This window comes from Litchfieldia alkalitelluris, assembly GCF_002019645.1.
In the GTDB taxonomy this organism is placed as follows: domain Bacteria; phylum Bacillota; class Bacilli; order Bacillales; family Bacillaceae_L; genus Litchfieldia; species Litchfieldia alkalitelluris.
Genome location: NZ_KV917374.1, coordinates 204,889 through 226,787, shown reverse-complemented (window position 1 = coordinate 226,787; position 21,899 = coordinate 204,889). Strand labels below are relative to the sequence as shown.

General features: G+C 38.6%; 20 protein-coding genes and 1 other annotated feature. All 20 genes read left to right on the top strand.

Going from position 1 to position 21,899, the window contains the following annotated elements; all coding sequences use genetic code 11:
* Window positions 1-3: 3 nt before the first annotated feature.
* Entirely contained in the window at window positions 4-186 is a 183-nt protein-coding gene (secE, locus tag BK579_RS01175) for a preprotein translocase subunit SecE (RefSeq protein ID WP_078543160.1), read from the top strand.
* A 314-nt stretch (window positions 187-500) separates the two neighbouring features.
* Window positions 501-1,034 carry a transcription termination/antitermination protein NusG gene (gene nusG / locus BK579_RS01170; RefSeq protein ID WP_078543159.1) on the top strand — a complete coding sequence of 178 codons (534 nt, stop codon included), beginning with the start codon at window positions 501-503 and terminating at the stop codon, window positions 1,032-1,034.
* A gap of 632 nt (window positions 1,035-1,666) precedes the next feature.
* Entirely contained in the window at window positions 1,667-2,092 is a 426-nt protein-coding gene (gene rplK, locus BK579_RS01165) for a 50S ribosomal protein L11 (RefSeq protein WP_090859062.1), read from the top strand.
* 117 nt (window positions 2,093-2,209) lie between these two features.
* Window positions 2,210-2,911, top strand: coding sequence for a 50S ribosomal protein L1 (gene rplA / locus BK579_RS01160; protein ID WP_078543158.1), 702 nt, complete (start codon window positions 2,210-2,212; stop codon window positions 2,909-2,911).
* A 50-nt stretch (window positions 2,912-2,961) separates the two neighbouring features.
* Window positions 2,962-3,111: a sequence feature (ribosomal protein L10 leader region), on the top strand.
* A 48-nt stretch (window positions 3,112-3,159) separates the two neighbouring features.
* On the top strand, window positions 3,160-3,660 hold the full coding sequence (gene rplJ, locus BK579_RS01155) for a 50S ribosomal protein L10 (RefSeq protein WP_078543157.1): 501 nt from the start codon (window positions 3,160-3,162) through the stop codon (window positions 3,658-3,660).
* Between the two features lie 63 nt (window positions 3,661-3,723).
* On the top strand, window positions 3,724-4,086 hold the full coding sequence (rplL, locus tag BK579_RS01150) for a 50S ribosomal protein L7/L12 (RefSeq protein ID WP_078543156.1): 363 nt from the start codon (window positions 3,724-3,726) through the stop codon (window positions 4,084-4,086).
* Between the two features lie 307 nt (window positions 4,087-4,393).
* Window positions 4,394-4,996 (top strand): class I SAM-dependent methyltransferase, encoded by a 603-nt coding sequence (locus BK579_RS01145; protein WP_078543155.1) that lies wholly within the window; start codon window positions 4,394-4,396, stop codon window positions 4,994-4,996.
* A 245-nt stretch (window positions 4,997-5,241) separates the two neighbouring features.
* The gene (gene rpoB, locus BK579_RS01140; protein WP_078543154.1) at window positions 5,242-8,808 is read left to right on the top strand and encodes a DNA-directed RNA polymerase subunit beta; all 3,567 of its coding nucleotides are present in this window, start codon (window positions 5,242-5,244) and stop codon (window positions 8,806-8,808) included.
* Between the two features lie 57 nt (window positions 8,809-8,865).
* On the top strand, window positions 8,866-12,465 hold the full coding sequence (rpoC, locus tag BK579_RS01135) for a DNA-directed RNA polymerase subunit beta' (protein ID WP_078543153.1): 3,600 nt from the start codon (window positions 8,866-8,868) through the stop codon (window positions 12,463-12,465).
* Between the two features lie 125 nt (window positions 12,466-12,590).
* Window positions 12,591-12,839, top strand: a complete 249-nt coding sequence (locus tag BK579_RS01130; protein WP_078543152.1) for a 50S ribosomal protein L7ae-like protein — start codon at window positions 12,591-12,593, stop codon at window positions 12,837-12,839.
* 103 nt (window positions 12,840-12,942) lie between these two features.
* Window positions 12,943-13,365 (top strand): 30S ribosomal protein S12, encoded by a 423-nt coding sequence (gene rpsL / locus BK579_RS01125; protein WP_078543151.1) that lies wholly within the window; start codon window positions 12,943-12,945, stop codon window positions 13,363-13,365.
* A 40-nt stretch (window positions 13,366-13,405) separates the two neighbouring features.
* Window positions 13,406-13,876, top strand: coding sequence for a 30S ribosomal protein S7 (gene rpsG, locus BK579_RS01120; protein WP_078543150.1), 471 nt, complete (start codon window positions 13,406-13,408; stop codon window positions 13,874-13,876).
* Window positions 13,877-13,972: 96 nt separating this feature from the next.
* Entirely contained in the window at window positions 13,973-16,051 is a 2,079-nt protein-coding gene (gene fusA / locus BK579_RS01115) for an elongation factor G (protein WP_078543149.1), read from the top strand.
* A gap of 125 nt (window positions 16,052-16,176) precedes the next feature.
* Window positions 16,177-17,367, top strand: coding sequence for an elongation factor Tu (tuf, locus tag BK579_RS01110; RefSeq protein WP_078543148.1), 1,191 nt, complete (start codon window positions 16,177-16,179; stop codon window positions 17,365-17,367).
* Between the two features lie 1,421 nt (window positions 17,368-18,788).
* A complete protein-coding gene (gene rpsJ, locus BK579_RS01100) occupies window positions 18,789-19,097 on the top strand; it encodes a 30S ribosomal protein S10 (protein ID WP_078543147.1) in 309 nt (102 codons plus the stop codon).
* A 34-nt stretch (window positions 19,098-19,131) separates the two neighbouring features.
* Complete coding sequence (rplC, locus tag BK579_RS01095) at window positions 19,132-19,761, top strand: 50S ribosomal protein L3 (RefSeq protein WP_078543146.1); 630 nt, start codon at window positions 19,132-19,134, stop codon at window positions 19,759-19,761.
* A gap of 23 nt (window positions 19,762-19,784) precedes the next feature.
* Window positions 19,785-20,408, top strand: a complete 624-nt coding sequence (rplD, locus tag BK579_RS01090; RefSeq protein ID WP_078543145.1) for a 50S ribosomal protein L4 — start codon at window positions 19,785-19,787, stop codon at window positions 20,406-20,408.
* Entirely contained in the window at window positions 20,408-20,695 is a 288-nt protein-coding gene (rplW, locus tag BK579_RS01085) for a 50S ribosomal protein L23 (RefSeq protein WP_078543144.1), read from the top strand. Before rplD ends, rplW begins: the two co-directional genes overlap by 1 nt.
* A gap of 27 nt (window positions 20,696-20,722) precedes the next feature.
* Window positions 20,723-21,553 (top strand): 50S ribosomal protein L2, encoded by an 831-nt coding sequence (rplB, locus tag BK579_RS01080; protein WP_078543143.1) that lies wholly within the window; start codon window positions 20,723-20,725, stop codon window positions 21,551-21,553.
* Window positions 21,554-21,610: 57 nt separating this feature from the next.
* The gene (rpsS, locus tag BK579_RS01075) at window positions 21,611-21,889 is read left to right on the top strand and encodes a 30S ribosomal protein S19 (protein ID WP_078543142.1); all 279 of its coding nucleotides are present in this window, start codon (window positions 21,611-21,613) and stop codon (window positions 21,887-21,889) included.
* The last annotated feature ends 10 nt before the right edge of the window (window positions 21,890-21,899 follow it).

The window sequence follows — 21,899 nt, the reverse complement described above, 5'->3', positions numbered from 1 at the left end:
ATAATGCAGCGTCTAGTAAAGTTTTTCCGAAGTGTTGCCCGTGAAATGAAAAAAGTCAGCTGGCCGAAAAGAAAAGAATTAACTCGTTATACAATTGTTGTACTATCTACAATTACGTTTGTTACTGTGTTTTTCGCATTAATTGATACGGGTATTTCTGAAATTATTCGTTTAGTACTTGAATAAGTCATATTCATTCATGGTATAATGATTGTTAAATAAGGAAACAAAAAAACCCAACTTACGGGTTTTTTTTAATTCAAGCAAAAAGTATGAAATGTATAATAGATATGGTGTCTAATTTCAGTGCCTAGCGATTATGGGCTTCACTACCATCTACATAATAAGTCTTATAAATGAATTACTATCCTAGATTTCCGGACCCTCATGATCCGGAGGAGTAGATCAAGTTCAGATATCGCATCATGGGTGCTTGCACGTTTCTATTACAAAACCTGATATTTAAATTAGGGGAGGGAAGGACCTTAGTGTCCTAATGAATGGAAAAAAATTGGTATGTTGTACATACGTATTCGGGCTATGAAAATAAAGTTAAGGCAAATCTTGAAAAGCGTGTAGAATCAATGGCTATGCAAGATAAGATCTTCCGAGTGGTTGTACCAGAAGAAGAAGAGACAGAGATTAAAAATGGCAAGAAAAAAGTTGTTAAGAAAAAAGTATTCCCTGGCTACGTCTTAGTTGAGATCATCATGACAGATGATTCATGGTATGTAGTTCGTAATACCCCAGGAGTAACAGGATTTGTTGGATCTTCTGGTTCTGGTTCAAAGCCTACCCCACTTTTGCCAGAAGAGGTTACTACATTGCTAAAGAGAATGGGTGTAGACGAAAAGCAAGTTGAAGTAGACTTTGAATTAAAAGAAACGGTTCGAGTGAACGAAGGTCCTTTTGCAAACTTTACAGGAACTATTGAAGATATTGATCTTGATAAGCATAAGGTCAAGGTTCATGTAAATATGTTTGGCCGTGAAACACCTGTTGAATTAGACTTTGCTCAAATTGAAAAACTCTAATTACACAAAATTTTCCAAATTCGATTCCCGTGCTAGTTTTATCGTACCATGGTAAATGAAAGTGTACTTACTAATTGTGAAATGTGCGGAGAGCCACTTGACTCCTGCGGGATCTAGTGGTCTCGTGAGACCCCGCAGGAGCCCCGAGGCGACGAGGAGGCTCACGGATCACCCCGCGGTATCCCGCGAGTGGATCGCAGCGCATGGAACTTGCTACTCCCAGTTATTTTCAGGACATCCATGCTAACTAAAATTAGCACCATGGAGTATGAAAAATTATACTTAGCTTAGTGTCTAGCTTCAGGCGCTATCGGCTCTCAGGTCATAAGTCAATCCACCCTAGAAGGTTAAAAAGCAACCTTCTAGCCGGCTCGTCTTATGCCTGTCGCCGATGAACGAGCGCCTTCCGCATTTCTTTTTTCGGGGTAGACAAGCCCTAGAAAAAGTGATTCAAAATAAAAATTACAAAAAAACTTGAAATCTATTTCGTGAAGTGGTAAAATTTCAAAGGTCAGTATGTCTAAAAGACATGACCAAGACATGTAAGGATAATAAAATTATCTTTATATAAAGAGATGAGTGGGAGGGAAAACCCCTATTACCACATCACGGACTTTAAGGAGGTGTGTACCGTGGCTAAAAAAGTAATTAAAATGGTTAAATTACAAATCCCTGCTGGAAAAGCTAACCCAGCGCCGCCAGTTGGACCAGCACTAGGTCAAGCAGGTGTTAACATCATGGGATTCTGTAAAGAATTTAACGCACGTACAGCTGAGCAAGCTGGATTGATCATCCCTGTTGAAATCACGGTATTTGAGGACCGTTCATTTACATTTATTACGAAAACTCCTCCTGCTGCAGTTCTTTTAAAGAAAGCAGCTGGTATCGAGTCGGGTTCTGGTGAACCAAACCGTAATAAAGTAGCGACAGTTAAGCGTGACAAAGTACGCGAAATCGCAGAAACAAAAATGCCTGACTTAAATGCGGCAAGTGTTGAATCTGCAATGCGTATGGTTGAAGGAACAGCACGCAGCATGGGAATTGTTATCGAAGACTAATTCCTAATGTTTTTGTCACATGTTTTTTGGGGGTTGCGTTACTAGGGGAATAACCTGTTCGCAACCTTTATTCGTGGGAGGTAAATCCGTTAAAACCACAATCGAGGAGGAAATATCATGGCTAAAAGAGGTAAAAAGTACGTTGAAGCTGCTAAATTAGTAGATCGTACAAGTGTTTATTCAGTTGCTGAAGCAATTGAATTAGTAAAGAAAACAAGCACTGCTAAATTTGATGCTACTGTTGAAGTTGCATTCCGTTTAGGAGTTGACCCTAAGAAAGCTGACCAACAAATCCGTGGAGCAGTTGTACTTCCAAATGGTACAGGTAAAACTCAAAAGGTTTTAGTATTTGCTAAAGGTGAGAAAGCGAAAGAAGCAGAAGCTGCTGGAGCTGACTATGTTGGTGATACTGACTATATCGCAAAAATCACTCAAGGTTGGTTTGACTTTGATGTAATCGTAGCTACACCTGACATGATGGGTGAAGTTGGTAAACTTGGTCGTGTGTTAGGACCAAAAGGTTTAATGCCAAACCCTAAAACTGGAACAGTTACTTTTGATGTAGATAAAGCTGTTAAAGAAATCAAAGCTGGTAAGGTTGAATACCGCGTTGATAAATCTTCTAACATCCATGTTCCAATCGGAAAAATCTCATTTGATGATCAAAAATTAATTGAGAACTTCACAACTATTTATGAAACTATGTTAAAGGTTAAACCAGCAGCTGCAAAAGGAACTTACATGAAGAACGTCGCTGTTTCTTCTACAATGGGTCCTGGAGTAAAAGTTGATGCTTCTACTTTCGTAGCAGTTAAATAATGGAAGTTGACTTTTAATTAAGTTTTAAATATAATAGATTTTGTTGTTAAAAAAATAATACTTTTTTACCGTAGACAGTAGGTGCTTATGTCAAATGAGCTTAATAGCCTGCCGAGGTGTAGTGATAGCATATTATATGCGATTAAATTACTATATACCACCTCTACGTCTGCAAGGCGTAGAGGTTTTTTATACTTTTACACCGAATCGGTATTTTAAGTGTTTATAAAACTATAGGAGGTGTAAGAATGAGCAGTGCGGTAGAACAAAAGAAACAAATCGTATCCGAAATCGAAACGAAACTTCGTGAAAGTAAATCAACAATTGTTGTTGACTATCGTGGGTTAACAGTTGGTGAAGTGACTGAACTACGTAAACAACTTCGTGAAGCTGGTATTGATTTTAAAGTATACAAAAACACAATGACACGTCGTGCGGCTGAAGCTGCTGAATTAGCAGGCCTTAATGTAGCATTGACTGGTCCGAATGCAATTGCATTCAGTAATGATGATGTAGTAGCTCCTGCTAAAATTCTTAATGACTTTGCTAAAAAGCATGAAGCATTAGAAATTAAAGCTGGTGTCATCGAAGGTAATATCGCAACAGTTGAAGAAGTGAAAGCTCTTGCTGATCTTCCATCACGTGAAGGTTTACTTTCAATGTTACTTAGCGTACTTCAAGCTCCAATTCGTAACTTTGCTCTTGCTACAAAAGCTGTGGCGGACCAAAAAGAAGAACAAGGCGCTTAATATTCAATTCAATCTTTTAAAATTCGAAACTATATTATAAATATTCCAAGGAGGAAAAATACAATGACTCAAGAACAAATCATTGAAGCAGTTAAAAATATGACTGTTTTAGAATTAAATGACTTAGTAAAAGCAATCGAAGAAGAATTTGGTGTAACTGCTGCTGCTCCTGTAGCTGTAGCTGGTGCTGCTGCTGGTGAAGCTGCTGCTGAGCAAACTGAATTTGACGTAGTACTTGCATCTGCTGGTGCTCAAAAGATCAAAGTTATCAAAGTTGTACGTGAAATCACTGGTCTTGGCTTAAAAGAAGCTAAAGAACTTGTTGACAATGCTCCAAAGGCACTTAAAGAAGGCATTGCTAAAGAAGAAGCTGAAGAAATCAAAGCTAAGCTTGAAGAAGTTGGAGCTGGCGTAGAAGTTAAGTAATTTAAGTTTGTGAAAAGCTCGCGATATATGCGAGCTTTTTTTCACCTTATTCTTCAAATAGATTACCTCATAAAAGATCATATGCTCTTTGAAAACTAAGTAAAGTTAATGGTGCCATATCATTACTTATATGGTTACAATTAACTTATAAATCAATAAAGAACTTGTTTTTCAAAAGTAGCAAAAAACTTCCTGTAAGTGAGTAAAAATAATAGAATTACAAACACTACATATGGTTTATTTCAATTAGTTTCAGTATAGAAAAACCGTTTGGTATAATCTCTTTTTATAAAAGGAGGTAGAAAATGTGAGTGACCATTATTATTCGAATAAACCTACTGTCGATAGTAAACCGATGCGTTTATCCTTCGAACTAAGAGGTCATCAGTTTCAATTTACTAGTGACAGTGGAGTATTTTCGAAAAAAGAGGTTGATTTTGGTTCCAGATTATTAATAGAATCCTTTCAACTACCTAGTGTGGATGGTTCAATTTTGGATGTTGGTTGTGGTTATGGCCCGATTGGTTTGTCTCTAGCCAAGGAATTCAATGATCGAAAAGTAGAAATGATAGATGTAAATGAAAGAGCGATTTCTTTATCGAAACAAAATGCTGATGTAAATGGGATTAAGAATGTTGCGATATATCAAAGTAATTTATTTGAGAATGTTGTGACAGAAGATTTTGCTGCAATTCTCACTAATCCGCCCATACGAGCTGGAAAGCACGTTGTTCATGACATATTATCTAATAGCCATAAACACCTTAAGGTTGGTGGTGAGTTATGGGTTGTCATTCAAAAAAAGCAAGGTGCTCCATCTGCGTTAGAAAAATTAGAGTCCATATACTCTAGTGTAGAGGTGGTTTTAAAAAAGAAAGGATATTATATCATAAAATCAAAAAAAGGTTGACGGTTATTTTTACCTGTGATAACATTAAAAAATGCCAATATGTATTTTTTTCATGTGTAACTAATTTTAAACTTATATGTATATAATTAGTAAGCATGGAAATACTGATAAAATCAATAGTACGTTAGATGAAAAATGTGGTTTTCTTGTATGAAACCCTTTTTCTTTTTGTCTATAGCAAATCTACTATAGATGTTAAATTACTAGCTTTATTTAAAAAACGCTTGATTTGAGGGGTGAATGAGTTGACAGGTCAACTAGTTCAGTATGGACGACACCGCCAACGAAGAAGTTATGCTCGCATTAGTGAAGTTTTAGAATTACCAAATCTTATCGAAATCCAAACCTCTTCCTATCAATGGTTCCTTGATGAGGGGTTAAGAGAAATGTTCCAGGATATTTCTCCGATTGAAGATTTTACTGGTAACCTATCACTAGAATTCATTGATTATAGTTTAGGGGATCCTAAATATTCAGTGGAAGAATCTAAAGAGCGTGATGTCACGTATTCTGCTCCACTTCGTGTAAAGGTGCGCTTGATTAATAAGGAAACAGGTGAAGTTAAAGACCAAGATGTATTTATGGGAGATTTCCCATTAATGACAGAAACAGGTACGTTTGTTATCAATGGTGCTGAACGTGTTATTGTTTCACAATTGGTTCGTTCACCAAGTGTTTATTTTAGTGGTAAAGTAGATAAAAATGGTAAGCGTGGCTTTACTGCAACTGTTATTCCAAACCGTGGTGCTTGGCTAGAGTATGAAACTGATGCTAAGGATGTTGTATATGTTCGCATCGATCGTACTCGTAAATTACCTGTTACGGTTCTTTTGCGTGCTCTTGGTTTCGGTTCTGATCAAGAAATTCTTGATTTATTTGGAGAAAATGAATATCTCAGAAATACTCTTGATAAAGACAATACGGAAACTACTGAAAAGGCATTACTTGAGATTTATGAAAGATTACGTCCTGGTGAGCCACCGACAGTAGAGAATGCAAAAAGCTTATTAGAATCACGCTTCTTTGATCCAAAACGTTATGACCTAGCAAACGTAGGTCGTTATAAGATAAATAAAAAGCTTCATATTAAAAATCGTCTATTTAATCAAAGACTGGCTGAAACACTAGTTGATGGTGAAACAGGTGAAATCATTGCTGAAAAAGGTACTCTATTAGATAGAAGAACACTAGACCGCATTATCCCTAATTTGGAATCGGGTATCGGATTCAAATCAATTACACCAACTGGTGGGGTATTAAATGAGGATGCTACAGTTCAATCTATCAAAATTTTTGCTCCGAGTGATCCTGATGGTGAGTTAGTCATTAATGTTATCGGTAATGCTTATACAGATGAGTCAATCAAGAATATTACTCAAGCTGATATCTTATCATCTATTAGTTACTTCTTTAACTTGTTACATCAAGTAGGAGACACAGATGATATTGATCACTTAGGTAATCGTCGTCTACGTTCTGTTGGTGAGTTGCTTCAAAACCAATTCCGTATTGGATTATCTAGAATGGAACGTGTGGTTCGTGAAAGAATGTCAATTCAAGACACAGCTACAATTACACCGCAACAGCTAATTAATATTCGTCCTGTAATTGCATCTATGAAAGAGTTTTTCGGAAGCTCACAGCTTTCTCAGTTCATGGATCAAACGAATCCGTTAGGTGAATTGACTCATAAACGTAGATTGTCTGCATTAGGACCTGGTGGATTAACGAGAGAACGTGCTGGATTTGAAGTGCGTGACGTTCACTACTCTCACTATGGCCGTATGTGTCCAATTGAAACACCAGAGGGACCGAATATCGGATTAATTAACTCATTATCATCATATGCGAAAGTAAATCGATTCGGATTTATTGAAACTCCTTACAGAAGAGTTGATCCTGAAACGGGTAAAGTAACTTCACGTATTGATTACTTAACTGCAGATGAAGAAGATAACTATGTTGTTGCACAAGCAAATGCTAGATTAGCTGAAGATGGGGCATTTATCGATTTAGATATTATTGCTCGTTTCCGTGGAGAAAACACTGTTGTTAACCGTGATCGCGTTGATTATATGGACGTTTCACCGAAGCAGGTAGTTTCTGCTGCGACAGCTTGTATTCCGTTCTTAGAAAATGATGACTCTAACCGTGCGCTAATGGGAGCGAACATGCAACGTCAAGCAGTTCCTCTAATGCAACCTGAGTCACCAATTGTCGGAACAGGTATGGAACACGTATCAGCGAAAGATTCTGGTGCAGCTGTTATATGTAAACATCCAGGGATTGTAGAACGTGTTGAAGCCAAGCAAATTTGGGTTAGACGTTATACAGAGGTTGACGGGCAAAAAGTCAAAGGTGATTTAGATAAGTACCGTATGATGAAGTTTATCCGTTCAAACCAAGGTATGTGTTATAACCAACGTCCGATTGTTTCAGTTGGTGATGAAGTTGTAAAAGGAGAAATCCTTGCAGATGGACCATCAATGGAAAAAGGTGAATTAGCATTAGGTCGTAACGTGCTTGTTGGATTTATGACATGGGATGGATACAACTATGAAGATGCAATTATCATGAGTGAAAGACTAGTGAAAGATGACGTATACACTTCTATACATATTGAAGAATATGAATCAGAGTCACGTGATACGAAATTAGGACCTGAAGAAATTACTCGTGATATACCAAATGTCGGTGAAGATGCTCTTAGAAATCTTGATGAGCGTGGAATCATCCGGGTTGGTGCAGAAGTGAAAGACGGAGACCTTCTTGTTGGTAAGGTTACACCTAAAGGGGTAACAGAATTAACTGCTGAAGAACGTCTATTACATGCGATTTTTGGTGAAAAAGCTCGTGAAGTACGCGATACATCACTTCGTGTTCCACATGGTGGTGGCGGTATCGTTTTAGATGTAAAAGTGTTTAACCGCGAAGATGGTGATGAATTACCACCAGGAGTTAACCAATTAGTCCGTGTTTATATCGTTCAGAAACGTAAAATCTCTGAAGGAGATAAGATGGCAGGACGTCATGGTAACAAAGGGGTAATCTCAAGGATTCTTCCTGAAGAAGATATGCCATATCTACCAGACGGTACACCAATTGATATCATGTTAAATCCACTTGGAGTTCCATCACGTATGAATATCGGGCAGGTTCTTGAGCTTCACTTAGGAATGGCTGCTAGAGCACTTGGTATTCATGTTGCTTCACCTGTATTTGATGGTGCTCGTGAGGAAGATGTTTGGGGTACTCTGCAAGAGGCTGGAATGTCACGTGATGCAAAAACGGTTTTATATGATGGAAGAACGGGTGAGCCATTTGATAACCGTGTATCCGTTGGAGTTATGTATATGATTAAGCTAGCTCACATGGTTGATGATAAGCTACATGCGCGTTCTACTGGACCATACTCACTTGTTACACAACAACCACTTGGAGGTAAAGCTCAATTTGGTGGTCAGCGTTTTGGTGAGATGGAGGTATGGGCACTTGAAGCTTATGGTGCGGCATATACATTGCAAGAAATACTTACTGTTAAGTCAGATGATGTTGTTGGTCGTGTGAAAACTTATGAAGCGATTGTTAAGGGTGAGAATGTTCCGGAGCCTGGTGTTCCTGAGTCATTTAAAGTACTTATGAAAGAGCTTCAATCACTTGGAATGGACGTTAAAATTCTATCTGAGGATGAAAAAGAAATCGAAATGCGTGATACAGAAGATGATGAAGAACAAAATCAATCCGATGGAATCGCATTAGATGGTGCACCTGTTGGAGAAGATGAAGTAAGAGATACGGTTACTAAAGAATAAATTTCCGTTTGTTAGGCAGATAGGGATAACCTGAAGATCAAAAGGGAGGTAGGCCCCTTGCTAGATGTCAATAACTTTGAGTATATGAATATAGGACTCGCTTCACCTGATAAGATTCGTTCATGGTCTTTTGGTGAAGTGAAGAAACCTGAGACGATTAACTATAGAACATTAAAACCTGAAAAGGATGGTTTATTCTGTGAACGCATTTTCGGTCCTACAAAAGACTGGGAATGTCATTGTGGAAAATATAAACGCGTCCGTTACAAAGGTGTTGTGTGTGATCGATGTGGCGTTGAAGTAACACGTGCAAAAGTACGTCGTGAGCGTATGGGTCATATTGAATTAGCTGCACCTGTTTCTCATATTTGGTACTTTAAAGGTATTCCTAGCCGTATGGGACTTGTCTTAGACATGTCCCCACGTGCTCTGGAAGAAGTTATTTATTTTGCTTCTTATGTAGTGACAGAGGTTGGAGATACACCATTGGACAAGAAGCAATTATTGTCTGAAAAAGAATACCGTGCATACCGTGAAAAATACGGAAACACGTTCCAAGCTGCAATGGGTGCTGAAGCAATTAAAAAGCTTCTACACGACATTGAACTTGAAAAAGAAGTCTTAGGCTTAAAGGAAGAGTTAAAAACTTCACAAGGTCAACGACGTACAAGAGCAATAAAAAGACTAGAAGTTCTTGAAGCTTTTAGAAATTCAGGAAATGAACCTTCATGGATGATCTTAGATGTTCTTCCGGTTATTCCACCTGAATTACGTCCGATGGTTCAATTAGATGGTGGCCGTTTTGCTACATCTGATTTGAATGATTTATACCGACGTGTTATTAACCGTAATAATCGTTTAAAACGTCTGCTTGACCTTGGAGCACCAAGTATCATTGTTCAAAATGAGAAACGTATGCTTCAAGAAGCGGTTGATGCATTAATCGATAACGGAAGAAGAGGAAGACCAGTAACTGGACCGGGTAACCGTCCATTAAAATCTCTTTCACATATGTTAAAAGGGAAGCAAGGTCGTTTCCGTCAAAACTTACTAGGAAAACGTGTTGATTACTCTGGACGTTCGGTTATCGTAGTTGGACCTAACTTAAAGATGTATCAATGTGGTTTACCAAAAGAAATGGCTCTAGAATTATTCAAGCCATTTGTTATGAAGGAACTAGTAGAAAAAGGTTTAGCTCATAATATCAAGAGTGCAAAGCGAAAAATTGAAAGAGTGCAACCAGAGGTATGGGATGTACTTGAATCAGTTATTAGAGAGCATCCTGTATTATTAAACCGTGCACCGACATTACACAGACTTGGAATTCAAGCCTTTGAACCAACACTAGTCGAAGGAAGAGCAATACGATTACATCCACTTGTATGTACTGCTTATAACGCCGACTTTGATGGTGACCAAATGGCTGTTCACGTTCCATTATCTGCTGAAGCCCAAGCGGAAGCTCGTATTTTAATGTTAGCTGCTCAAAACATTCTGAACCCTAAGGATGGAAAACCAGTAGTAACTCCTTCACAGGATATGGTATTAGGTAACTACTACTTAACATTAGAGCGCGAAGGTGCTGTTGGTGAAGGGATGATTTTTAAAGATACTGATGAAGCACTAATTGCTTATCAAAATGGTTATGTACACCTTCATACAAGAGTGGCAGTGCATGCTGGATCATTGAAAAATCAAACATTCACTGAAGAACAAAATAACAAACTTTTAATAACAACAGTAGGTAAATTGATCTTTAACGAAATTTTACCGAAGACGTTCCCATATATTAATGAACCAACAAGAAACAATCTTGAAGAAAAAACCCCAGAACGCTTCTTTGTAGAAAAAGGTGCAAATGTTCTTGAAGCAATTCAAAGTCAAGAAATCATTGATCCGTTTAAGAAGAAGATTCTCGGAAATATCATTGCGGAAGTATTTAAGAAGTTCAAGATTACTGAAACTTCAAAAATGCTAGATCGTATGAAAAATCTTGGGTTCCGACATTCAACTAAAGCAGGTATCACTGTTGGTGTATCTGATATCGTTGTACTTGCTGAAAAACAAGAAATTCTTAAAGAAGCACAAGCAAAAGTTGATAATGTTCTAAAGCAATTCAGACGTGGTTTAATCACTGAAGAAGAGCGTTATGATCGTGTTATCTCTATCTGGAGTGCTGCGAAAGATACAATTCAAGGTAAGTTAATGAAAACATTAGATAAGCGTAACCCAATCTTTATGATGAGTGACTCTGGTGCCCGTGGTAATGCATCGAACTTCACTCAGTTAGCTGGTATGCGTGGACTTATGGCGAATCCGTCAGGACGTATCATTGAGCTTCCAATTAAATCAAGTTTCCGTGAAGGTCTAACAGTACTTGAGTACTTTATCTCCACTCACGGTGCTCGTAAAGGTCTTGCCGATACAGCACTAAAAACAGCTGACTCAGGTTACCTAACTCGACGTCTTGTTGACGTTGCGCAGGATGTAATTGTACGTGAGGATGACTGTGGAACTGACCGTGGACTATTAGTTAAGGCTCTTAAAGAAGGTACAGAAGTAATCGAACCACTTGATGAGCGACTATTAGGACGTTATGCTCGTAGAAATGTAAAACACCCTGAGACTGGTGAAGTACTTGTAGGCGAAAACGAATTAATTACAGAAGATATCACTCGCGAAATTATTGAAGCTGGTATTGAAGAAGTAAATATACGTTCAGCGTTTACATGTAACACTAGACATGGTGTGTGTAAGAAATGTTATGGTCGTAATCTAGCAACTGGTTCAGAGGTTGAAGTTGGGGAGGCAGTAGGTATTATTGCCGCTCAATCTATCGGAGAGCCAGGAACACAGTTAACGATGCGTACCTTCCATACTGGTGGGGTAGCTGGAGACGATATCACACAAGGTTTACCTCGTATTCAAGAGCTTTTCGAAGCTCGTAATCCGAAAGGTCAAGCCGTAATTACTGAGATTGATGGTGCTGTTGCTTCTATTACTGAAGTGAAAGATCGTCAGCAAGAAATCGTCATTCAAGGTGAAGTTGAATCTAGATCATATACAGCTCCTTATAGTGCTCGTCTAAAAGTAAAAGAAGGGCAAAAGGTTGAACGTGGTCAAGAATTAACAGAGGGTTCAATTGATCCAAAAGAATTATTAAAAGTAAAAGATATGCAAGCTGTTCAAGAGTATCTACTAAAAGAAGTACAAAAAGTTTACCGTATGCAGGGTGTTGAGATTGGTGATAAACACGTAGAAGTAATGGTTCGCCAAATGCTACGTAAAGTTAGAGTCATTGATGCTGGTGAAACTGATGTATTACCAGGTTCACTGCTTGATGTTCATCAATTCACTGATGCAAATGGGAAAGTATTACTTGATGGAAGAGCTCCGGCAACAGGTAGACCTGTTCTACTTGGTATTACAAAAGCATCTCTTGAAACTGACTCATTCTTATCTGCTGCATCATTCCAAGAAACAACACGTGTGTTAACGGATGCTGCAATTAAAGGTAAGCGAGATGAACTTCTAGGTCTGAAAGAGAATGTAATTATTGGTAAACTAGTTCCTGCAGGTACAGGTATGAACCGATACCGCAAGGCAGAATTAGTGATGCAACCAGCTACAGATGATGAATCTGTAACAGTAGACTAATAACATTTGAATAGTGGGTGAGTGTTGATGAAAAAATATTTTTCTAACTTTGTTGACATCCACCCACTTTCAATGTTAATATATCCAAGGTGCTCCTATAACCTGATACTTTGGAGGATGCGTCCATGTCTTATGAAAAAGTATTACAGGCAAGTAAGATAATTATTGGAACAAAGCAGACCGTGAAAGCACTACAAACTACAACAGTACAAGAGGTTGTCATCGCAGAAGATGCTGATCGACGTGTGTTAAACAAAGTCATCCAGATTGCTAGTGAGAAACAAATTCCTGTTACAAAAGTAGAATCTATGAAAAAGCTTGGAAAAGCTTGTGGTATAGAAGTAGGGGCAGCAGCAGTCGCTATAATTAATTAAAAACTGTTTTTGTGGAAAGTGTTCTACAGAGACTTTGTTTTTTGTAAAAAAATGAACCACCTGGATGTGTGGTCTTAAAGAAATTTTGAAAGGAGGAAAATCAATGCCTACAATTAATCAATTAGTACGCAGAGGTCGTGAGTCTAAGATCCAAAAATCTGACTCTCCAGCTTTAAATAAAGGCTACAACAGCTTCAAAAAGTCCCAAACTAACCAATCATCACCTCAAAAACGTGGTGTATGTACTCGTGTTGGTACAATGACTCCGAAGAAGCCGAACTCAGCATTACGTAAATATGCCCGTGTTCGTTTAACAAACGGAATCGAGGTAACAGCTTACATTCCTGGTATCGGACATAACCTACAAGAGCACAGTGTAGTGTTAATCCGTGGCGGACGTGTAAAAGACTTACCAGGGGTACGTTATCACATTGTTCGTGGTGCGCTTGATACTGCTGGTGTTAACAACCGTATGCAAGGTCGTTCTAAGTATGGAACAAAGAGACCTAAAGCACCTAAAAAATAATAAGACTACTATATAATATGATTGAAAGGAGGAAATTAGAATGCCTCGTAAAGGACCTGTTGCAAAGAGAGATGTTTTACCAGATCCGATTTACAATTCAAAGCTTGTAAGTCGTTTAATCAATAAAATGATGGTTGACGGTAAAAGAGGAAAATCTCAAGCGATTTTATATAATGCATTTGATTTAGTACAACAACGTTCTGGTAAGGATGCTATGGAAGTGTTTGAAACTGCACTTAAAAACATCATGCCAGTTCTTGAAGTAAGAGCACGTCGTGTTGGGGGTGCTAACTACCAAGTACCTGTAGAAGTTCGCCCAGATCGTCGTACTACTTTAGGTCTTCGTTGGTTAGTAAACTATGCTCGCCTTCGTGGTGAAAAGACGATGGAAGAGCGTTTAGCTAACGAAATCTTAGATGCTGCTAACAATGCTGGTGCATCTGTTAAGAAGCGCGAAGACACACATAAAATGGCAGAAGCAAATAAAGCATTTGCTCACTACCGTTGGTAGAATAAAATTAAAAAGCTCTGTTAAAATAGTAATATGCTTTTAGCAGGGCTTTTTCTAAAAAAAAATATACTTAGGATAAGGAAGGAGAAAGACCCCATGGCAAGAGAGTTCTCCTTAAACAACACTCGTAACATCGGTATCATGGCACATATTGATGCTGGTAAAACAACTACGACTGAGCGTGTACTTTATTACACTGGTCGTATTCATAAGATTGGTGAAACACATGAAGGTGCATCTCAGATGGACTGGATGGAGCAAGAGCAAGAACGCGGAATTACAATTACATCTGCAGCAACCACTGCATCATGGAAAGGACACCGCGTTAACATCATTGATACACCAGGACACGTAGACTTCACTGTTGAAGTTGAACGTTCATTACGTGTACTTGATGGTGCTGTAGCTGTACTTGATGCACAATCAGGTGTTGAGCCACAAACTGAAACAGTTTGGCGCCAAGCTACAACTTATGGTGTTCCACGTGTTGTTTTTGTTAACAAAATGGACAAAATCGGAGCTGATTTCCTATACTCTGTAGGAACAATTCACGATCGTTTACAAGCTAACGCACACCCAATTCAGTTACCAATTGGTGCTGAAGATCAATTCGAAGGTATCATTGACCTTGTTGAAATGAAAGCTACTTACTACGGAAATGATCTAGGTACAGATATCCAAGAGATCGATATTCCTGAGGAATATATGGCTCAAGCTGAAGAGTACCGTGAAAAGCTAGTAGAAGCTGTAGCTGAATTAGATGAGGCACTAATGGAAAAATACCTTGGTGGCGAAGAGATTACAAATGCTGAGTTAAAAGCTGCAATTCGTCAAGGTACAGTTAATGTAGAGTTCTACCCTGTTATTTGTGGATCTGCATTCAAAAATAAAGGTGTTCAAAAAATGCTTGATGCAGTTATTGACTACCTTCCATCTCCACTAGATGTACCTGCAATTAAAGGTCATCTACCAGATTCAGAGGAAGAAGTAACTCGTCCATCAAGTGATGAAGAACCATTTGCTGCATTAGCATTTAAAGTTATGACTGACCCATATGTAGGGAAACTAACATTCTTCCGTGTGTACTCTGGTACATTAAGCTCAGGATCATATGTACAGAACTCTACTAAAGGTAAGCGTGAGCGTGTAGGACGTATCCTACAAATGCATGCAAACAGCCGTGAAGAAATCTCTATCGTTCACTGTGGAGATATCGCAGCTGCTGTAGGTTTAAAAGATACAACAACTGGTGATACTTTATGTGATGACAAAGCGCCAGTAATCTTAGAATCAATGAACTTCCCAGAGCCAGTTATTCAATTATCTGTTGAGCCTAAATCTAAGGCTGACCAAGATAAAATGACTACAGCTCTTCAAAAGCTTCAAGAGGAAGATCCTACTTTCCGTGCACATACTGACCAAGAAACGGGTCAAACAATCATCGCTGGTATGGGTGAGCTTCACTTAGATATCATCGTTGACCGTATGAAGCGTGAATTCAAAGTAGAAGCTAACGTAGGTGCACCACAGGTTGCCTACCGTGAAACTTTCCGTGAATCAGCTAAAGTTGAAGGTAAGTTTGCACGTCAATCAGGTGGACGTGGACAGTTCGGTCACGTTTGGATTGAGTTCTCTCCAAATGAAGAGGGTAAAGGATTTGAATTTGAAAATGGTATCGTTGGTGGTGTAGTACCACGTGAATATATTCCTGCTGTTCAAGCTGGTTTAGAAGAATCACTTGATAGAGGTGTACTTGCTGGATATCCATTAGTAGACGTTAAAGCTAGATTATTTGATGGTTCATACCATGATGTTGACTCTAGTGAAATGGCGTTTAAAATTGCTGCGTCAATGGCACTTAAAAACGCTGCTTCAAAATGTAAACCTGTAATCTTGGAGCCAATGATGAGAGTAGAAGTCGTTGTTCCTGAAGAATACATGGGTGATATTATGGGACAAATCACGGCACGTCGTGGCCGTGTAGAAGGTATGGAAGCTCGTGGAAACGCGCAAGTAGTACGTTCTATGGTTCCACTTTCTGAGATGTTTGGATATGCAACTTCATTACGTTCAAATACTCAAGGTCGCGGAGTATTCACAATGCACTTTGATCATTACGAAGAAGTTCCTAAATCAGTTTCAGAAGAAATTATCAAAAAAAATAAAGGTGAATAATTGATTTTCTCATCTTTATCAAGTATAACTACTTATGTAAGCTATGAAAGTGAGACTAGTTTCACTTTCTAGCATTTCATACTTACTAAAATAATAATAGGTTTAATACTTAAGGAGGATTTATAATGGGTAAAGAAAAATTTGACCGTTCCAAGCCGCATGCTAACATCGGTACAATTGGACACGTTGACCATGGTAAAACAACTTTAACTGCTGCTATCACTTCAGTTCTTGCTAGACGTTCTGGTAAAGGTACTGCAATGGCATATGATCAAATCGATGGTGCTCCTGAAGAGCGTGAGCGTGGAATTACAATCTCAACTGCACACGTTGAGTACGAAACTGACAACCGTCACTATGCACACGTTGACTGCCCAGGACATGCTGACTATGTTAAGAACATGATCACTGGTGCTGCTCAAATGGACGGTGGGATCCTAGTTGTATCTGCAGCTGACGGCCCAATGCCACAAACTCGTGAACACATTCTTCTTTCTCGTCAAGTAGGTGTTCCATACCTTGTTGTATTCTTAAACAAGTGTGACATGGTTGATGACGAAGAATTACTAGAATTAGTAGAAATGGAAGTTCGTGACCTTCTTTCTGATTACGAATTCCCTGGTGACGATGTACCTGTAATCAAAGGTTCTGCTCTTAAAGCTCTTGAAGGAGATGCTGAGTGGGAAGAGAAAGTTGTTGAATTAATGACAGCTGTTGATGAGTACATCCCAACTCCACAACGTGATACTGAAAAGCCATTCATGATGCCAGTTGAGGACGTATTCTCAATCACTGGTCGTGGAACTGTTGCTACAGGACGTGTTGAGCGTGGACAAATCAAAGTTGGAGACATTATCGAAATCGTTGGTCTAACTGAAGAGCCAAAATCAACTACTGTAACAGGTGTTGAAATGTTCCGTAAGCTTCTTGACTTTGCTCAAGCTGGAGACAACATCGGTGCACTTCTTCGTGGAGTTGCTCGTGAAGATATCCAACGTGGTCAAGTTCTTGCTAAGCCAAAAACTATCAACCCACACACAAAGTTCAAAGCTGAAGTTTATGTTTTATCAAAAGAAGAAGGTGGACGTCATACTCCATTCTTCACTAACTACCGCCCACAGTTCTACTTCCGTACAACTGATGTAACTGGAATTTGTAACCTTCCAGAAGGCGTTGAAATGGTTATGCCTGGTGACAACATCGAAATGACTGTTGAACTAATCGCTCCAGTTGCGATCGAAGAAGGAACTAAGTTCTCTATTCGTGAAGGTGGACGTACAGTAGGCGCTGGCGTTGTTGCAACAATCCAAGAGTAATCTTACTCTTAACTTATAGAAAACAGATGAGCTCATTGGGCTCATCTGTTTTTTTGTTTACTAGACAGATATAAATGCTAAATCTACCTTTTTTGGGAAGAATATTTAATGTAGATAGAAGATTTATTATTGAGGAAGTATCATTTTATTCCTTATTTTTACCTTGGTGGTTTTGTGAGATCAGTTTCCTTTTCATTTTTTATTGATGTTATTGTTTAGATTGGATGTAAGATAATAATACGGGATAATTTTTATTTTGTTATTAATACTGGGCTACTGATGAGATTATTAAAGGATCGCTTTGATATAGTTTCTCGCAAGTTAGTTATAATGAAGTGAATCATAGGAGGTCTATGATCAAGTTGTTCGCACATGAATTGTAGGGAAGTGAATCATAGGAGGTCTATGATCAAGTTGCTCGCACATGAATTGTAGGGAAGTGAATCATAGGAGGTCTATGATCAAGTTGTTCGCACATTAATTGTAGGGAAGTGAATCATAGGAGGTCTATGATCAAGTTGCTTGCACATTAATTATAGGTAAGTGAATCATAGGAGGTCTATGACCAAGTTGCTCGCACATTAATTGTAGGGAAGTGAATCATAGGAGGTCTATGATCAAGTTGCTCGCACATTAATTGTAGGGAAATGAATCATAGGAGTTCTATGATCAAGTTGCTCACACATGAATTGTAAGGAAGTGAATCAAAGGAGTTCTATGATCAAGTTGCTCGCACATGAATTGTAGGGAAGTGAATCATAGGAGGTCTACGATCAAGTTGCTCGCACATGATTTGTAAGGAAGTCAATCATAGTAGGTCTATCATCAAGTTGCTCGCACATGATTTGTAAGGAAGTCAATCATAGTAGGTCTATCATCAAGTTGCTCGCACATTAATTGTAGGGAAGTGAATCATAGGAGTTCTACGATCAAGTTGCTCAATAGTTAATTGTGAGTATGTATATAAAAAGGTCGCTATATTCAAGTTGCACCTAAATAAATAAAAAAACCAAATCAAAGATCTACCTACTTTGATATTGTTAGTTGTATGCTAATATACAATATCCTGGACACAATCCAACTAATCAACAAAAAATCAGATATTATATAGAAGAAACTCGTCACTCTCCTCAGAATTATCTCTAAAATCACCTTCCATTATCTAACTTCGAAAATAATTCTTCACAGAGTTGCTATTCACTCAATTCATATGTATAATAAGAAAAGTGCGAAAAACATGCATAAATTAATATTTGTTGTTGCATTTGTGTTTTGTTTTTTATATAATAGACAATGTTGGTCTTTGACTGCGATGAAGTGAAAGGTTGCTGACACACCCGGCCGCTTTGCCATGGCGAGTGTGAGGAAATTTTCACGGAGAAGGTCTATTTACTAAAGTAGGCGATAAAGGAGGGAAAATAATGGCAAAACAAAAAATTCGTATTCGTTTAAAAGCATATGATCACAGAATTCTTGATCAATCTGCAGAAAAAATCGTAGACACAGCGAAACGTTCTGGTGCTGCTGTATCAGGTCCGATTCCACTTCCAACTGAGAAGTCTGTCTATACGATTCTACGTGCTGTACACAAGTACAAAGACTCTCGTGAGCAATTTGAAATGCGTACACACAAGCGTTTAATCGATATTATCAATCCAACACCACAAACTGTTGATTCGTTAATGCGTCTAGACCTGCCATCAGGTGTAGATATCGAAATTAAATTATAATAAATCTTTTAAATATTCATAGGAGGTGTGACTAATGACCAAAGGAATCTTAGGAAGAAAAGTAGGTATGACTCAAGTGTTCGTAGGAAATGGTGAACTAGTTCCAGTAACTGTTATCGAAGCTTCTCCGAACGTAGTTCTTCAAAAGAAATCTGTTGAAACTGACGGATACGAAGCTGTACAAGTAGGTTTTGAAGATCTAAGAGAAAAACTAGCTAACAAGCCATTAAAAGGACATGTAGCAAAAGCTAATACTGCACCTAAGCGCTTCGCACGTGAATTACGTGGAGTTAGCCTAGATGAGTATGAAGTTGGTCAGGAAGTCAAAGTTGATATCTTTACAGAAGGAGATATCGTTGATGTAACAGGAATTTCAAAGGGGAAAGGTTTCCAAGGCTCAATCAAGCGCCACGGACAATCACGCGGACCAATGTCTCACGGTTCACGTTATCACCGTCGCCCTGGTTCAATGGGACCTGTAGCTCCAAACCGTGTATTCAAAAACAAATTATTACCTGGTCGTATGGGTGGAGAGCGTGTAACAGTTCAAAACTTACAAATTGTAAAAGTTGATACTGAGCGTAACCTACTTTTAGTTAAAGGTAATGTTCCAGGTGCTAGAAAAGCACTAATCACAGTGAAAACAGCTGTTAAATCTAAGTAATATAAGAAAGGAGGAAATAGCCAATGCCTAAAGTAGCATTGTATAACCAAAACGGTTCAACAGTTGGAGAAATCGAACTTAATGATTCCGTATTTGGTATCGAACCAAATCAGCACGTATTATTCGATGCTGTTGTAATGCAAAGAGCTTCCTTACGTCAAGGAACTCATAAAACAAAAATTCGTTCTGAAGTAGCTGGCGGAGGACGTAAGCCATGGCGCCAAAAAGGAACAGGTCGTGCTCGTCAAGGATCTATCCGTTCACCACAATGGCGTGGTGGTGGTACTGTATTCGGACCAACACCAAGAAGCTACAGTTTTAAATTACCTAAAAAAGTACGCCGTTTAGCAATCAAATCTGCCTTATCAACAAAAGTACTTGAGAATAACATTCTTGTATTGGAAAATCTAGTATTAGATGCTCCAAGAACAAAAGAAATGGTAACAATCTTAAGTGGATTAAACATCGATCGTAAAGCACTAATCGTAACAGCTGATGAAAATACAGCAGTTGCGTTATCAGCTCGTAATATCCCTGGAATCACAGTGGTAGCAGCTGACGGAGTTAACGTTCTTGATGTACTTAATCACGATAAGCTTGTGATTACTAAAGGTGCGGTGGAAAAAGTAGAGGAGGTGCTTGCATAATGAAAGATCCTCGTGATATTATTAAGCGCCCCGTTATTACTGAACATTCTACAGACTTAATGGCTGAGAAGAAATATACGTTTGATGTAGATGTGAAAGCTAATAAGACTGAAGTTAAAGATGCAATTGAAGAGATCTTCGGTGTTAAAGTTGATAAAGTCAACATCATGAACTACAAAGGTAAGTTCAAGCGTATGGGACGTCATAGCGGATATACAAACCGTCGTAGAAAAGCAATCGTTAAATTAACTGCTGATAGCAAAGAAATCGAATTCTTTGAAGCATAAGTTTTATAGTGAAGGAGGGAAATAGACATGGCGATTAAAAAGTACAAACCAACCTCTAATGGTCGTCGTGGTATGACAGTATCTGATTTCGCTGAAATCACTACTAGCACACCAGAAAAATCATTACTGGCGCCTTTACACAGAAAAGGTGGTCGTAATAACCAAGGTAAGTTAACTGTACGTCATCAAGGTGGCGGACATAAGCGTCAATACCGTGTAATCGACTTTAAGCGCGATAAAGATGGTATACCAGGACGCGTTGCTACAATAGAATATGATCCAAACCGTTCTGCTAATATTGCATTAATTAACTATGTTGATGGAGAAAAGCGTTATATCTTAGCTCCTAAAAACCTTCAAGTAGGATTAGAAGTAATGTCTGGTCCTGAAGCGGATATCAAAGTAGGAAATGCATTACCATTAGCAAACATTCCAGTAGGTACTGTAATTCATAATATCGAATTAAAACCAGGTAAGGGCGGACAATTAGTACGTTCTGCAGGAACTTCTGCACAAGTACTTGGTAAAGAAGGTAAATATGTATTAGTACGTTTAAACTCTGGAGAAGTTCGTATGATTCTTGCAACTTGTCGTGCGACAGTTGGTCAAGTAGGAAACGAACAACATGAACTTATCAACATTGGTAAAGCTGGACGTTCTCGTTGGTTAGGTAAACGCCCAACTGTACGTGGATCTGTTATGAACCCGAACGATCACCCACACGGTGGTGGTGAAGGTAAAGCTCCAATCGGACGTAAATCTCCAATGTCACCATGGGGTAAACCAACTCTTGGTGCTAAGACTCGTAAAAAGAAAAGCAAGTCAGATAAATTCATCGTTCGTCGACGTAAAAAATAACGGGATTGTGCTACGGTTCCATAGAACCGTAGATCAATCACGAGAGGAGGTTCATTTATGGGTCGCAGTCTAAAAAAAGGACCTTTTGTAGATGATCATTTAATGAGTAAAGTTGAGAAATTGAATGAAACTGAGAAAAAGCAAGTTGTAAAAACTTGGTCTCGTCGTTCAACAATTTTCCCACAATTCATTGGTCACACAATCGCAGTTTATGATGGTCGTAAACACGTGCCTGTATATGTTACGGAAGATATGGTCGGACACAAACTAGGTGAGTTCGCACCAACTCGTACGTACAAAGGTCACGCAAATGATGATAAGAAAACAAGACGTTAATGAGAGGAGG